Source organism: Nocardia puris, from assembly GCF_036051655.1.
Classification (GTDB): Bacteria; Actinomycetota; Actinomycetes; order Mycobacteriales; family Mycobacteriaceae; genus Nocardia; species Nocardia puris.
In genome coordinates this window covers 5,470,653-5,484,305 of record NZ_CP107943.1, presented here as the reverse complement: position 1 = coordinate 5,484,305, position 13,653 = coordinate 5,470,653, and the positions used below count along the sequence as shown (strand labels likewise).

Genomic DNA, 13,653 nt, shown 5'->3' with positions numbered 1-13,653 from the left:
ACGACACTGTCTCGCACAGGCTGGCGGCGATCGTATCCACAGAGATCGGGCTCGAGAGGGCACCCGGAAGGAAGACTCCGTCAGTGCACAGAGGGGGTGGAAGGAATCTGTGTGCGACTACAAAAGGTGGTGGTGAGAGGGGATTTCGAGGTAGGAGAGGGGATCACAAAGGGGCGGCGGACAGGCTGGCACCCGTCACGAGAAGCGCTGTTCGAGAGGTATGGCGCCCCGGCGCCTGGCACCCTGCGCCCCGGTGCCGACCACCCGGGCGAACGCTGCGGGAACGATCGCGCGCCTGAACGAACGGGCATGAATCCACGATGGATGGGCATTGTTCCGCCCGTGCGTCGGCGCCAGAGTGGACGTATCGCCGACCGTGCTGTGTGCTGTCGGGAATATCCAGGAAGGACCCGAGATGGGCAGTGCGTTCTCCAGCGTCACCTCCTCCGACGGCTCCGTCGCCGATGTGGGCGGCGCCGAGGCGCACCCGTTCGAAGGACACGACATCCACATCCGCCATGGCGTCACCGACTCCCGATAGGGCGGTCGGCGCGCACGACTCGGCGCCGCCGCTGCGCAACCGCCGTTTCCTCACCGTCATGGGGGGCGAAGGGCTTTCGCAGATCGGGGACGCGGCGTTCGCGATCTCGCTGGCCTGGTTGGTCGTGCAGGAGACCGGGTCGGTGGCGGCGCTGACCGGAATCCTTGTGGCGCAGGCGGTTCCGCGCGGCGCGCTGCTTCTGCTCGGCGGTTCGGTCACCGATCGGCGCTCGCCCCGGTTCGTCCTGCTCGTCTGCAACGTTGCGCGGGCCGTCGCGATGGCCGCCGTCGCGGTGCCGGTGCTGACCGGCAGCTGGAGTCTGTGGCACCTCTACGTGCTGTCGGTGCTGATGGGCGTGGCGGGAGCGTTCGCCACCCCGGCGACCGAGTCGGTGCTGCCGCAGTTGCTGAAGCCCGCGGACTTCGCGCGCGGCAACGCGATCCAGAGCATGGTGGAGCAGGTGTCGTTCCTGGTGGGGCCGCTCATCGGCGGGGTGCTCACCACGGTGTACGGGGCGGGCACGGCCATGCTGGTCAACTCGGTGACGTTCGGGATCGCGGCGGCGACCTGCCTGGTCATCCCGCGCCGCGCGGCCCTCGTCGCGGTGCATGCCGGTGTCGCGGGCCATCTCCTCGAAGGGTTGAAACACGCGTGGGACAGCCACAGCGTGCGCATGGTGTTGCTGGTCGTCTCCGCGGCGACGCTGAGTTACTCCGGCCTGTTCGCGGTGGGCCTGCCGACGCTCGCGCTGTCCTTGGGATCCTCGGCGCTGGGGCTGTCGATTCTCGTATCATCCTGGGGCGCAGGCCAACTCATCGGCGCGATGGCCGCCGCCATCACCGGACTGCCGCAGCGCTGGGGGCTGCTCATCATCGGCATGACACTCGCCGAGGGCGTGGTCTTCATCCTGCTGGGCCAGGTGGACGGCGTCTGGTGGGCGTCCGCGCTGCTGATTCCGCTCGGCGTGGGCGTCGCCTACAGCTCGGACGTCGCGCTGCCCACCTTCATCCAGACCACCAGCCCACCCCACCTCCTGGCCCGCGTCAGTTCACTGCTGGCCCTACCGCGCGCCGTGTTCGAGCCGGTGTCGATCGCACTCCTCGGACTGGTGTTGCAGTGGTCCGTGGCCTGGGGTTTCGCCGTCGCGGCGCTGCCCATACTCGTCGCCGGCGTCATCCTGGCCTGCGATCGGCGCACGCGCGAACTGTCGGCGACCAGTGTTGGTTCGGATACGCGGGACCGTTCCGGAGTCGGGCCGGGCGACTGAGGTTCCGATTCGCGAGCACCGTCCCGAGTGGAAGTGATCGCGCCGGAGATCCAGAATCGGGGGCCGGTCTCGCCCGGGGGCGTTGCGGAGACAGGTGGCGGGGTTGCCGAACGCGTTGAAAGCGCGGCCCGGCATCCCCCGGGATCGGGTGTGGGCGCGGCTACCATGCGCGCATGGTGGAGGATGCGGAGTTCCGGTGGGAGGAGCCGCTGGACCTGCGGCGACTGCGGCAGTTCCTGTGCGTGGCGGAGTGCGGGGGTTTCAGCCGGGCGGCGCAACGGTTGCACGTGAGCCAGCAGGCGCTGAGCAGCTCGGTGGCGAAGCTGGAGAGCGAGCTCGGGGTGACGCTGCTCGACCGGAGCGGGCGGCAGGTCTCGGTGACCGCCGCCGGGGAGGCGTTGTGGGAGGGGGCCACGGCGCTGCTGGCGGCGAGCCGTGTGCTGACGGGGCAGGTCAGGGACGCGGCGGCGGCGCAGCAGCGGCCGTTCGTCGTCGCGCACACACCGGCGGTGACGAGCGAGGAAGTGCACGAGCTGCTGGGGCCGGTGCGGGCCGCACTGCCGGAGCTGTCGATTCTGGCGAAGCAGATGTTCCCCGGCGATCTCGCGCCCGCGTTGCGGGAGGGCTCGGTGGACGTCGCGTTGCGGCGCGGGATCGCGGCGTCGCGGACACTGGCGAGTGCGACCATCGCCTACCACCGACTGCGCGTCGCCGTCGCCCGGGACCATCGCCTCGCCGGGCGGAGCACGGTCGGGATCGGCGAGTTGCGTGCCGAGCGGATCGTGGTGTGGGCGCCGCCCGGGTCGTCGTTCTACACCGACTTCATCCTGAGCGCCTGTCGCCGTGCGGGTTTCGAACCGGAGCTGGTGGTGGACCGGGTGCAGGGGACGGCGCCGGTGACCGCCGTCGTCGACTATCCCGACGCGGTGGCGTTCGTGACCGCACCCGCGGGTCCGGCGCTCGGCGGGGCGGTCGTCGTCCTCGATCTCGACGACCCGTTGCTCACACCGATCCAGGCGCTGTGGTTACCGCACACCCGGTCGGCGGTGCGGGACCTCCTCACGATTTCCGACAACCAGAACTTGTAGATAGACCGCAATTTTCTGTTTCACATTTGTGACTGCCGTCCCTAGCGTCGAAGGTGCACTCGAAACCAGCAGACGGAGGAATTCATGACGAAGGCACTGGCAGGCCAGTCCGCGATCGTGGCGGCGGGCGCGAAGAACCTCGGCGGGTTGGTCAGCGTGGGGCTCGCCCAGCGCGGCGCGAACGTCCTGGTCCACTACAACAGCGCGAGCACCGAACCCGACGCCGACAAGACCGTCGCGGCGGTCGAGGACGCGGGCGTGCGCGCAGTGAAATTCCAGGCCGACCTGACCGTCCCCGCGAACGTGGAGCGGATGTTCGACACCGCACTCACCGCCTTCGGCTCGGTCGATGTCGCGGTGAACACGGTGGGCAAGGTATTGCGCAAGCCCATCACGGAAACCACCGAGGCCGAATATGATTCGATGTTCGACATCAACGCGAAGGCCGCGTACTTCTTCCTCAAGGAGGCGGGCAGGCGGCTCGCCGACAACGGCCGCGTCGTCACCGTGCTCACCGCGCTGCTCGCCGCGTTCACCGACGGGTACTCCACCTACGCCGGCGCCAAGAGCCCGGTCGAGCACTTCACCCGCGCCGCCGCCAAGGAATTCGCATCCCGAGGCATCTCGGTGAACAACGTCGCGCCCGGACCGATGGACACCCCGTTCTTCTACGGGCAGGAGACTCCGGAGCGCGTGGAGTTCCACAAGTCCCAGGCCCTCGGCGGGCGTCTCACCGACATCACCGACATCGCCCCGCTGATCGAGTTCCTCGTCACCGACGGGAAATGGATCACGGGACAGACGATCTTCGCCAATGGTGGGTATACGACGCGGTGAGAGTTGTTGGGGTGCTGGGTATTTGATCGGCGGTCTACGAAACAACAGTATTCTCAGCGACTTACGTGCGCGAACCGTCGAATGTCGGGCCCGGTCTCCGCACGTGGCGCTGAGGTTGTCGATCGCGCGGATGCAGGGCAGACCACTCAGGATCGTCGGCGTGACCCGAATACTCCCGCAGGCGTGGGGAGCACTCCGCTGTCGCGCCTTCCGCATACGCGGGAACCGGCCCATCCCCACGTATGTGGGAGCACCGCGCGCCCTCCGTCTTCAGCCACTGCCCTCGGGACCATCCCCACGTGCGTGGGGAGCACGGACACTTCTCGCACTAGAGCCATTCGAAGACAGGACCATCCCCACGTGCGTGGGGAGCACGCGGGCTGGGCGAACGAGGCGGTCGGTGTCGTCGGACCATCCCCACGTGCGTGGGGAGCACCGCAGCACGCCGTGGGCGGCCTCGTTGCCGTACGGACCATCCCCACGTGCGTGGGGAGCACGCCGACATCCATACCGCCGCGAAGACCTACGCCGGACCATCCCCACGTGCGTGGGGAGCACCGGAGCAGTCGCTCGGGCCGCGTCCAGATGTCGGGACCATCCCCACGTGCGTGGGGAGCACGGACCGGGGAGGCGCTGCGGGCGTCGAGGTCGAGGACCATCCCCACGTGCGTGGGGAGCACGCCACGACCATCGGTGTCAACGATGCGCAAGGCGGACCATCCCCACGTGCGTGGGGAGCACCTGCGGTCGGTCCGCTCGAAGCGGGAGTGGGACGGACCATCCCCACGTGCGTGGGGAGCACCAATTCATGGCCTGCCAGCTCAAAACGGTTCCGGGACCATCCCCACGTGCGTGGGGAGCACACTTCCTGACCTGGGCTTCTACCGGCCGGTAACCAAGTTTTCGACCACTGTCGGGAAGGTGGTTGGTGAAGGTGACACGCCTGACCGTCGGCGTTACGTATCCGAGACACCGATGGATCAGTTGCTCAGCACCGGCGGAAAGGCGTGTCGGGTTCAGGGTACCCGGGGGTGGGGTGGGGGCGGTGCGGCGGATCGTTCACGTGGTGAGGGTGCCCGCGGTGAGGGTGTGGACGTGGGCGTGGCAGGCGTCGAGGAGCGGGCGGTCGTGGCTCACCAGGAGAAGGCCGAGGTCACCGGCGGTGGCGCGGGTGGTCAGGAGGCGGGCGATGGCGGCGGTGGTGGCGGCGTCGAGCATGGCGGTGGGTTCGTCGCAGAGGAGGAAGCGGGGGCGCTGGGCGAGGGCGCGCGCGACGCAGGCGCGCTGGAGTTGGCCGTCGCTCACCTCGTGGGGACGGCGGGCGAGGAGGTCGGGGGTGAGGCCGACCTCGCGGGCGAGTGCGGTGAGGTCGGCGCGTTCGCGGCGAATGCGGAGGGGTTCGGCGATGATGCTCGCGAGGGTGAGGCGGGGGTTGGTGGCGGGGCGGGGTGATTGGAAGACGACGGCGATGTCGGCACGGCGGAGATCCACGGCGCGGCCATCGAGCGTGACGGCACCCGCGCGCGGCGCGATGAGCCCGGCCAGCGCGCGGACGAGAGTCGTTTTTCCCGAACCTGATTCGCCGGTCAGACCCACGATATCGCCGGGTGCGAGAGTCAGGTCGACGCCCTCGACGACGGACTCCCCCGGCCCATAGCCGAGGCACAGCCGGGTCGCCGTCAGCATGATTCCCCCTCCGTCCACGCCCCGCCGCGCACCGCGCGATTGCCGACAATCCGCAGTTCGGAGGGGCCGCGGGTGTAGGGGCAGTCGTGTTCGGTGAGGTCGGTCAGTTCCGGGGAGAGGTGCGGGAGGGGGTGGAGGCCGCGTTCGGGGAGCGCGGCGAGCAGGTCGCGGGTGTAGGGGTGCCAGGGGTCGGTGAGGACTTCGGTGGCGGGACCCAGTTCCAGGAGGCGGGACGCGTACATCACGGCGAGGGTGTCGGCGATCCCGGTGCGCAGCAGGGCGGCGAGGTCGTGGGTGATGAGCAGGACGGCGGCGCCGTCGTCGGCGCAGGTGCGCAGGAGGTTCAGCACGTCATCGGTGCGGGCGCTGTCCAGGCCGGAGGTCGGTTCGTCGGCGACGAGGACCTCCGGGTCCCCGGCGAGCGCGGCGGCCACGGCGGCGCGCTGCGCCATCCCCCCGGACAGTTCGTGCGGATACAGTTCCAGAGCACTGGCCGCGAGGCCCGCCCGCGCGACGAGTTCCGCTGCCGTCCAACCGGTTCCGAGCGCGACCAACGCCTCGTCCAGCTGCGACCGAATGGTCCGGACCGGTGTGAAATGGGTGACCGGCGACTGCGGCACGAACCCCACGTGCCTGCCCCGGAAACGCAGGCCGGTGGTGAGCGTGTCGAGATCACCGTCCGCCACTCGCAACACCACCGTCCCGCTCGCCACCGCGCCGGGTGGTAGCAGACCCGTCACGGCCGACGCCACAATCGACTTCCCACAACCGGACTCGCCGACCAGCGCCATCACCCGCCCGGCCGCCACGGTGAGACACACGTCGGTCGCCGCGTGCACCACCGTCCCGTTCCGGGGAATCCGCACGGTCAGCCGCTCGATCTCGAGGCCACGCACAGCCACCCGCGAATGCCCGTTCATCGCAACGCCTTCGACGGTTTCGGCGGCAGCACGATCGCCCGCAGCGACGCCGCGCCCACGGCCACCGCCAGCGTCGTCACCACCAGCACCCCCGCCGGGAACACCAGCGTCCACCACCCGCCGAGCAGCAGCGAGGACCGCGCTTCCTCGAGCAGCGTGCCGAGACTCGGCTCGTGCGGCGGCAGCCCGAATCCCAGGAAGGACAAGGTGGATTCGTGCCAGACGGCGTGCGGCAGCAGCAGGACGACGGCGATCAGCGCCTGCGGCGCGACGGCGGGCAGCAGATGCGTGCGCAGCAGATGCGCTCGGCCCGCGCCCGCGAGCCGAGCCGCCGCGACGTACTCGCGTTCGCGCAGGCTCAGCGATTCCGAGCGGACGATGCGCGCGACCTGCACCCAGTGCGTGAGGCCGATGGACAGCACCACCGCGAGCATGTTGCCGCGGAACATCGCGACGATCACAATGCCGAGCAGCAGGTGCGGCAGCGCGTTCGCGGTGTCGGCCACCCGCATGACTATCCGGTCCACACGCCCGCCGACCAGGGCAGACACGGTGCCGACGGTCACGCCGAGCACGGTGGCCAGGCCCGCCGCCGCGGCGGCCACGATCAGCGACGTGCGGATGGCGGCGGCGACCCGGACGAACAGGTCCCGACCAGCCGAGTCGGTTCCGAACCAGTGCTCGGCCGAGGGTCGCCGCCTGGCCGCGGCGAAATCGGTGAGCCGGTCGTCCACCCCGCTCAACCACGGCACCAGCACCGCGTACGCCGCGACGACGGCGAGCACCGCGCCGACCACCCACAACCGCCGTCGCTCATTCATCGGCCCGCACCCTGGGATCCAGTGCCACACAGGCGATATCGGCGAGCAGTGAGCCGAGCAACACCGCGCACGTGGTGCCGACGGTCAGCAGCGCCAGCAGCGACATGTCCAGATCCCGTGCCGCCCCGACGAACGCACCCGCTATGCCCGGCCAGGAGAACACCTCCTCGACCAGCACCGCGCCGACCACGATCTCGGGCAGGCGCACACCGAGGATGGTGACGAACGGAGCCAGCGACATGGGCACGATGTGACGACGCGTCACCGTCGCGGGGTCCACACCCCGCGCCACCGCGCCCGCCACGAAATCCTCACCGCGCGCGGACGACACCGACTCCCGCACCGCGAGCAGCAGCCACGGCAGCTGCGAGATCGCCAGCACGCTCACCGGCAGCACCAGGTGCCGCGCCACCTGCCCGACATCGGGATCCGCGCCGGCGTCGGTGAGCCCGGCGGGCGGCAACCAGCCGAGCCCGACGGCGAACACGCCGATCGCCGCGAGGCCGAGCACGAACGGCGGAAGCCCTTGCACCACAACGCAGATCGCCGCGACCGCGCGGTCCACATACCCGTCGCGATGCATGCCCGCCCACACGCCGACCGCGAGCGCGACGATCACCGCGAGCGACAGCGCCAGCACCACCAGCAGCACCGTCCACGGAATGCGTTCGGCCAGAACGTCACTCACGGGCTGCCCGTAGCGGCGGGACATGCCGAGGTCACCGGTGAACAGCGCGCTCAACCATCGCCAGTACAACTCGTACCAGAGGGCCTCCAAGCCCAGCTCGCCGGTGATCGCCGCCTTGTCGGCCTCGCCGACCGACTCGTAACGGTCGCCGAGATAGCCGACCAGCGGATCGAACGGCGACACCGCGGCCGCCGCGAACAACCCCGCCGACACCGCCGCGAACACCGGCACCAGCGCGAACACCCGCCGCCCGATCATCCTCGGCACCCCGCGCCCGCGGAACCGGCTCCGCCGCGGCGGCGCGGGTTCGACCTGGAGCGCGCGGGTCGCGGTGGTGGTCATGACCGCCTCGTCCACGTGTGCAGGGACCACCACGGTCCCCATCCGACGCCGTGGCTGTGCGGTTCGAGCACCGGGCCCGACATGGTCCACCCGCTGTCCTTCGCGACGTACACGTGGTCGAGGAACACCAGGAACACCAGCGAGGGATCGGCGAGGTATTCGGCCTGCACCCGCCGGTACGCGGCGGCCCGCTCGTCCGGGTCGAGGCTGCGCCGCGCCCGTTCCAGGTGCGCGTCGATCTCGGGATCGGAGTGGCGGCTCGCGTTGTCGTAGACGCTGCCCGCGCCCGGATCCGCCGACGGCGAGTGCAGCGTCGCATACGCCTGGGTGTCGGGATCGTACGGTTCGCTGCCGCCGCCGAGCAGGATCGCGTCCGACGTCACCCGCGGTTCGATCCGGTCCCACGACAGCGCCTCGAGGTCGACTTCGACGCCGACCCGGCGCGCGTCGGAGGCGAACGCCTGCGCCAGATCCCGGCGCAACGTGTCGGACGCGTTGTACATCACCGTGAATTCGGCTCGGACGCCGCCTCTTTCGCGCACACCGTCGGCGGCGGCGCGCCAACCCGCTTCGTCCAGAATGCGTTCGGCGAGCGCGCGATCGAAGGGGAACACCGCGCCGGGGTCGTAGGCCGCGCCGTAGAACGACGCGAACGGAGTGTGCGCGGGGCGGCCGTGCCCGCCGAGCACGGCGTCGATGAAGGCCTGCCGGTCGACGGCGTGGTTGAGCGCCCGCCGGATCGCGGGGTCGCCCGCCACCGGATCGGCCGCCGGCATCGAGACCGCGCGCCAGTCCGCGGACTCGTGCGCCACCACCGCCGTGCCGGAGCGGTCGGCGAAGGTCGCGGCGAGCAGCGGCGGCAGGGTGGTGCCGTCGAGTTCGCCCGCGGCCATGCGCTGGGCCCGGGTGTTGTCGTCGGGGACGTGCAGCAGCGTCAGCCGCCGCACCTGCGGCGTTGCGCCCCAATAGTTCTCGTTGACCTCGAAGATCGCGCGGTCGGGCGTGAGCTGGGTCAACCGGTAGGGTCCGGTCCCGACTGGTTCGGTGTTGAGCGGGGATTCGGCGGCCGGACCGGGTGTCGCGACGGATTCGGCGGGCACGATGCCGATCAGTAGTTTGGTGGGGAACGCGGCGTAGGGGTAACGCAGCGTGAACCGCACCGTCGCGGGGTCCACCGCGTCGACGCGCTCGATCATCTCGAACGAGGAACGCAGTTCCGAGGCGGACGCCGGGTCGAGCAGCGCGCGGTAGGTGGCCACCACGTCGTCGGGGCCGAAATCCGTTCCGTCCGTGAAGCGCACGCCCGCGCGCAGCGGCACGGTCCACACCGTGGCGTCGGTGTTCGGCTCGGGTGCGGCCGTGGCGAGCAGCGGCTCAAAGCTCGGCAGCCCTTCGCCGCCCGAGAGTTTCAGCAGCCCCTCGTAGAGCCGTCCCTCACCGGCCGGACCGTATCCGGCGATCGGGTTGTAGCCGCCGAGCTCGTAGGGGTCGGCGAGCACCAGGGCGTCGGCCTCTGTGGACGGGCCGGGCCCGCAGGATGTCACCGCGGCGACGACCGCGCAGACCACGCTGAACAGGACCGCAGCCCTCGACGAGTGCCGCATCGGCATCACCCACTTATTCATCTGTTCAGATAGACAGATGATAGTGCTCCAGATCACATCCGGCTAGGCTCGAAAGCACCATGGGAGAGCCGCGATCGTTGACGGGATCACCGGTCGACAGCGCACAGCATGCACTGCGCGATGTCGACGTGCGGGGCTGGGCGCGCCGCTTCGGCCTGCTGGCCGATCCGAACCGCCTCGAGATCCTGCTGTGCCTGCACCGCTGGCCCGGCATCAGCGTCGGCGAGCTGGCCACCGCCACCGGCCGCTCCGAGAACGCGATCTCCCAGGCCCTGCGCCTACTGCGGCACGAGGGCTGCGTCGAGGCGACGCGCGTCGGTCGCTCGGTCACCTACCGGCTGACCGATCCGGTCATCCACGAGGCGTTGCACGCCATCGGCGCCCGGCATCCGTGAGCCGCGTCGAAGCTCATCACTGAATACCCTACGACTACATTGCTTTTCGGATATTGATTCTGATGAAGGAGGCGGCGCGAGTAGTCACGCCCGAGCGCGCCCCACCGCCAATCGCGTACTCGTCACCCGCAACCGATCCTCCGTCTCACCGACGAGCCGATCCGCTTGCGCACGGGTCAGCCTGCCGCACAGGTGACCCCAGTGCAACGCCACCAGATCGCCGGGAGCCGTGTCCGGCAGGGCCGCGTAGCCGTCGATCGTCACCGGAACCTCGGCCGAAACCTCGTCCGCCAGCGTCAATTCCGCACCGTCCCACCGCAGCGGCCGGAAGGCGACGGTGAGCGTCGATCCCTCCCGCGCCACCACTTCGGCGGGCGTGATGCGGCAGTTGTCGAGAATCTCCCGCGGCTTCTCGGGTGCCCGGGTGGTCAGCAACCGGCTCCACGGATACACCGCGAACACGTGGAAGGCGTGATCGGCCGCCGCCTCCGCGACCAGCTCCGGGCCGAGGTGCGACCAGTAGCTCCCCGCGACGGGCCCGATGAGATCCAGTAGGGCCGTGAGGAATTCACCGCGATCCAGCTCCGCGCCCACTCCCCCGCCAAGCCAGTACGATTCGACCAGCCGCTTGTCCAGCGGATCGGCGATGCCCGTAAGCCGCGCCAGCACACACAGATACGGCCACGCGCCGGAGAAGCCGCGCGCGAGCACACGCACCCGCTCGGCGTCGCCATCGCGCAGCGCCGTCGTGTCCGCGGGCCCGCAGAAGCCGAGGTGGTTGGGGGCGTAGGCGTAACGCGCGAACATGTCCACGCCGTCGCGCGCCTCGATCTTGGTGTTCACCGCTCGCTCCCGATGCCGTGATCCCTTCGCCGTCAACAGATCCGGGGTAGCTGTTCGCCGGCGGGCAGGTCCACGACCCGGGTCCCGCCGAGCGCCGTCTTCGCCACCACCATGCCGGGATGCTCGGCCACGCAGGTGCCGATGATCTCCGACTTCGCGCCGAGCGGATGATCGCGCATCGCCGCGAGGACGCGCTCGGCGTCGCCGGCCGCCACGAACGCGACCAGCTTGCCCTCGTTGGCCACGTACAGCGGATCGAGCCCGAGCAGACCGCACGCGTCGCGCACCCCGTCGGGGACGGGCAGCGTGCGCTCGTCCAGCGACACGCCCACGCCCGAGGTGCCCGCGATCTCGTTGAGCGCGGCCGCGACACCGCCGCGCGTGGGGTCGCGCAAGGTGTGCACATCGGCTCCGGTGGCGAGCATAGCGGCGACCAAGCCGTGCAGCGGCGCGGTGTCGCTGAGGACGGTGGTGCCGAATTCGAGCCCTTCGCGGCAGCTCAGCACCGCCACGCCGTGCAGCCCGATCTCGCCGCTCACCAGCACCGCATCGCCCACCCGCGCCCGGCGCGGACCGATGTCCACCCCGTCGGGCACCAGGCCGATCCCGGCGGTGTTCACGTAGACGCCGTCGCCGTGGCCACTGTCCACCACTTTGGTGTCGCCGGTCACCAAGGTGACGCCCGCGGCGAGCGCGGCGGTGCCGATCGCCTCGGCCACCCGCGCGATCTCGGCGAGCGCCGTGCCCTCCTCCAGGATGAACGCGGTCGACAGCACCATCGGCCGGGCGCCCGACATGGCGAGGTCGTTCACCGTGCCGTTCACCGCGAGATCGCCGATGGACCCGCCCGGGAACACCATCGGTTTCACCACGAACGAGTCGGTGGAGAAGGCCAGCCGCGCCCCACCGAGCGTGAGCACGGCCGAATCGCCCATCCCGGCGTCGGCCGCCGCGCCGAACGCGGGCAGGAAGAGGTGCTCGATCAGCTCGCCCGACATGGCGCCGCCACCGCCGTGCCCCATGACGATGTTCGGCGCGTCGCGCAGCGGCATCGGGCACACCCAGCCGTCCATATCGATGGTGGGCGGCGTGCTCTCCTCACGCATGAGCGACCTCCGCGGGCAGATCCAGACGCCGGTACAGGTAGTAGGCGGCGCACGCGCCCTCCGAGGAGACCATAGTGGCGCCCAACGGGTTTCGCGGCGTGCAGAGCGTGCCGAACGCGGAGCACTCGTGCGGCTTGATGAGTCCTTGCAGCACCTCGCCCGAACGGCACACGCTCGATTCGGCGGTGTGCAGGTCGCCGACGCGGAACCGGTGCTCGGCGTCGTACTCGCGATACTCGTCCGACAGTCGCCAGCCGCTGCGCGGGATCACGCCGATGCCCCGCCACGCGCGGTCGGTGACCTCGAAGACGTCCTCCAGCATGGCTTTCGCGGCCGGGTTGCCTTCCGCCGCGACGGCGCGCGGGTAGGCGTTCTCCACCTCGTGGCGCCCCGCTTCGAGTTGTTCGACGGTGCGGCGGATGCCTTCGAGGATGTCGAGCGGCTCGAATCCGGTGACCACCATGGGAACTCGGTACTTCTCCGCCAGCGGCGGGTACTCACCGGTGCCCATCACGGTGCAGACGTGTCCGGCCGCGAGGAAGGCCTGCACGCGGCAGTCCGGCGACTCCATGATGGCCGCGATCGCGGGCGGCACCAGCACGTGCGAGACCAGCAGCGAGAAGTTCGGAATGCCCAGGCGCTTGGCCTGATACACGGTCATGGCGTTGGCGGGGGCCGTGGTCTCGAAGCCGATGCCGAAGAACACGACCTGCCGGTCGGGGTTGGCCTTGGCCACCTGCAGCGCGTCCAGCGGCGAGTAGACCACGCGCACGTCGCCGCCCTCGCTCTTGATGCGGAACAGGTCCTTGTGGCTGCCGGGCACCCGCAGCATGTCGCCGAACGAGCAGAAGATCACCCCGGGTTGGGCGGCGATCTCGAGTGCCTTGTCGATCACCTCGAGCGGTGTGACGCAGACCGGGCAGCCGGGGCCGTGGATCATCTCGATCCGGTCGGGCAGCAACTGGTCGATCCCGTGGCGGATGATCGAATGCGTCTGCCCGCCACAGACTTCCATGATGGCCCACCGTCTGCTGGTGGCCGAGCGGATGCGTTCCAGCAGGCGTCGCGCCAGCTCGGGGTTGCTGAATTCGTCGAGGTATTTCATGTCGTGGCCTCCCGGTCGGTGGCGCGGCCGGACGCCTGGGCTGTGGCGTCGCCGGGTCGCGGTGGGGCGGAGGGCTTCGCGTCCTCCGGCGGTGCGGCGGGATTCGCGACGCCCGCCTGGGCGGCGGCGAGGGCGAACCCGTCGCCGAATTCCTCGGCCAGCACGCCGAGGTGTTCGAACTCGGCCAGGGTCCGCAGCGCGGATTCCTCGTCGAGACGCTGGATGGCGAATCCGACGTGCACCACCACGTAGTCGCCGATGGCGACGTCCGGGATGTACTGCAGGCACACGTCCTTGTGGACGCCGCCGAAATCGACCACCGACATCAGCGTGCCGTCGCGTTCGTCGACGCTGAGCACTCTGCCGGGTACCGCAAGGCACATGGTCTT

The 13,653-nt window shown here is 70.2% G+C and carries 13 protein-coding genes, 1 pseudogene and 1 CRISPR repeat array; of the genes and pseudogenes, 5 read left to right on the top strand and 9 right to left on the bottom strand.

All coding sequences use genetic code 11. From position 1 onward, the window contains the following. Positions 1-415 precede the first annotated feature (415 nt). The 4 genes from OHB21_RS25240 to OHB21_RS25225 all read left to right on the top strand — a co-directional run bounded on the left by OHB21_RS25240 (position 416) and on the right by OHB21_RS25225 (position 3,733). Entirely contained in the window at positions 416-541 is a 126-nt protein-coding gene (locus tag OHB21_RS25240; RefSeq protein ID WP_267465216.1) for a hypothetical protein, read from the top strand. Then, entirely contained in the window at positions 519-1,808 is a 1,290-nt protein-coding gene (locus OHB21_RS25235; protein ID WP_195125853.1) for an MFS transporter, read from the top strand. Before OHB21_RS25240 ends, OHB21_RS25235 begins: the two co-directional genes overlap by 23 nt. A 173-nt stretch (positions 1,809-1,981) precedes the next feature. Further along, the gene (locus OHB21_RS25230; protein WP_195125852.1) at positions 1,982-2,896 is read left to right on the top strand and encodes a LysR family transcriptional regulator; all 915 of its coding nucleotides are present in this window, start codon (positions 1,982-1,984) and stop codon (positions 2,894-2,896) included. An 84-nt stretch (positions 2,897-2,980) separates the two neighbouring features. Next, positions 2,981-3,733, top strand: a complete 753-nt coding sequence (locus tag OHB21_RS25225) for an SDR family oxidoreductase (RefSeq protein WP_067506914.1) — start codon at positions 2,981-2,983, stop codon at positions 3,731-3,733. Positions 3,734-4,019: 286 nt separating this feature from the next. Next, a CRISPR array of direct repeats spans positions 4,020-4,596; the repeat unit is 28 nt; unit sequence GGACCATCCCCACGTGCGTGGGGAGCAC. 196 nt (positions 4,597-4,792) lie between these two features. Here OHB21_RS25225 and OHB21_RS25220 read toward each other — a convergent pair. Genes OHB21_RS25220 through OHB21_RS25200 form a run of 5 tightly spaced genes read right to left on the bottom strand, consistent with a single transcriptional unit; the run spans position 4,793 to position 9,800 of the window. After that, the gene (locus OHB21_RS25220) at positions 4,793-5,419 is read right to left on the bottom strand and encodes an ABC transporter ATP-binding protein (protein WP_195125851.1); all 627 of its coding nucleotides are present in this window, start codon (positions 5,417-5,419) and stop codon (positions 4,793-4,795) included. Then, complete coding sequence (locus OHB21_RS25215; protein ID WP_067506927.1) at positions 5,413-6,339, bottom strand: ATP-binding cassette domain-containing protein; 927 nt, start codon at positions 6,337-6,339, stop codon at positions 5,413-5,415. The genes OHB21_RS25220 and OHB21_RS25215 overlap by 7 nt, the downstream gene beginning before the upstream one ends. Then, entirely contained in the window at positions 6,336-7,160 is an 825-nt protein-coding gene (locus OHB21_RS25210) for an ABC transporter permease (RefSeq protein ID WP_067506930.1), read from the bottom strand. Before OHB21_RS25210 ends, OHB21_RS25215 begins: the two co-directional genes overlap by 4 nt. Beyond that, positions 7,153-8,190, bottom strand: coding sequence for an ABC transporter permease (locus tag OHB21_RS25205; protein WP_407675018.1), 1,038 nt, complete (start codon positions 8,188-8,190; stop codon positions 7,153-7,155). Before OHB21_RS25205 ends, OHB21_RS25210 begins: the two co-directional genes overlap by 8 nt. Beyond that, complete coding sequence (locus OHB21_RS25200; protein WP_407675259.1) at positions 8,187-9,800, bottom strand: ABC transporter substrate-binding protein; 1,614 nt, start codon at positions 9,798-9,800, stop codon at positions 8,187-8,189. The genes OHB21_RS25205 and OHB21_RS25200 overlap by 4 nt, the downstream gene beginning before the upstream one ends. Positions 9,801-9,874: 74 nt before the next feature. On the opposite strand from OHB21_RS25200, the gene OHB21_RS25195 reads away from it, so the two are divergent. Next, on the top strand, positions 9,875-10,210 hold the full coding sequence (locus tag OHB21_RS25195) for an ArsR/SmtB family transcription factor (protein WP_067506936.1): 336 nt from the start codon (positions 9,875-9,877) through the stop codon (positions 10,208-10,210). A gap of 84 nt (positions 10,211-10,294) precedes the next feature. On the opposite strand, the gene OHB21_RS25190 is transcribed toward OHB21_RS25195, so the two are convergent. The 4 genes and pseudogenes from OHB21_RS25190 to OHB21_RS25175 form a co-directional block, all read right to left on the bottom strand. Then, a complete protein-coding gene (locus OHB21_RS25190; protein ID WP_267898911.1) occupies positions 10,295-11,053 on the bottom strand; it encodes a DUF6390 family protein in 759 nt (252 codons plus the stop codon). 32 nt (positions 11,054-11,085) lie between these two features. Then, positions 11,086-12,159 carry a hydrogenase expression/formation protein HypE gene (gene hypE / locus OHB21_RS25185; RefSeq protein WP_067506939.1) on the bottom strand — a complete coding sequence of 358 codons (1,074 nt, stop codon included), beginning with the start codon at positions 12,157-12,159 and terminating at the stop codon, positions 11,086-11,088. Next, positions 12,152-13,264 (bottom strand): hydrogenase formation protein HypD, encoded by a 1,113-nt coding sequence (hypD, locus tag OHB21_RS25180; protein WP_067506942.1) that lies wholly within the window; start codon positions 13,262-13,264, stop codon positions 12,152-12,154. The genes hypE and hypD overlap by 8 nt, the downstream gene beginning before the upstream one ends. Positions 13,265-13,362: 98 nt before the next feature. Beyond that, a pseudogene (locus tag OHB21_RS25175) lies at positions 13,363-13,647 on the bottom strand (HypC/HybG/HupF family hydrogenase formation chaperone); the annotation flags it as partial. Positions 13,648-13,653: the final 6 nt, after the last annotated feature.

Excerpts from the sequence above, each read along its gene's own strand:
- OHB21_RS25205 (WP_407675018.1), bottom strand. The coding sequence starts at position 8,190 with ATGACCACCACCGCGACCCGCGCGCTCCAGGTCGAACCCGCGCCGCCG.
- hypE (WP_067506939.1), bottom strand. The coding sequence starts at position 12,159 with ATGCGTGAGGAGAGCACGCCGCCCACCATCGATATGGACGGCTGGGTG.
- hypD (WP_067506942.1), bottom strand. The coding sequence starts at position 13,264 with ATGAAATACCTCGACGAATTCAGCAACCCCGAGCTGGCGCGACGCCTG.
- OHB21_RS25230 (WP_195125852.1), top strand. The coding sequence starts at position 1,982 with ATGGTGGAGGATGCGGAGTTCCGGTGGGAGGAGCCGCTGGACCTGCGG.
- OHB21_RS25240 (WP_267465216.1), top strand. The coding sequence starts at position 416 with ATGGGCAGTGCGTTCTCCAGCGTCACCTCCTCCGACGGCTCCGTCGCC.
- OHB21_RS25195 (WP_067506936.1), top strand. The coding sequence starts at position 9,875 with ATGGGAGAGCCGCGATCGTTGACGGGATCACCGGTCGACAGCGCACAG.
- OHB21_RS25200 (WP_407675259.1), bottom strand. The coding sequence starts at position 9,800 with ATGCCGATGCGGCACTCGTCGAGGGCTGCGGTCCTGTTCAGCGTGGTC.
- OHB21_RS25220 (WP_195125851.1), bottom strand. The coding sequence starts at position 5,419 with ATGCTGACGGCGACCCGGCTGTGCCTCGGCTATGGGCCGGGGGAGTCC.
- OHB21_RS25225 (WP_067506914.1), top strand. The coding sequence starts at position 2,981 with ATGACGAAGGCACTGGCAGGCCAGTCCGCGATCGTGGCGGCGGGCGCG.
- OHB21_RS25210 (WP_067506930.1), bottom strand. The coding sequence starts at position 7,160 with ATGAATGAGCGACGGCGGTTGTGGGTGGTCGGCGCGGTGCTCGCCGTC.
- OHB21_RS25215 (WP_067506927.1), bottom strand. The coding sequence starts at position 6,339 with ATGAACGGGCATTCGCGGGTGGCTGTGCGTGGCCTCGAGATCGAGCGG.
- OHB21_RS25235 (WP_195125853.1), top strand. The coding sequence starts at position 519 with ATGGCGTCACCGACTCCCGATAGGGCGGTCGGCGCGCACGACTCGGCG.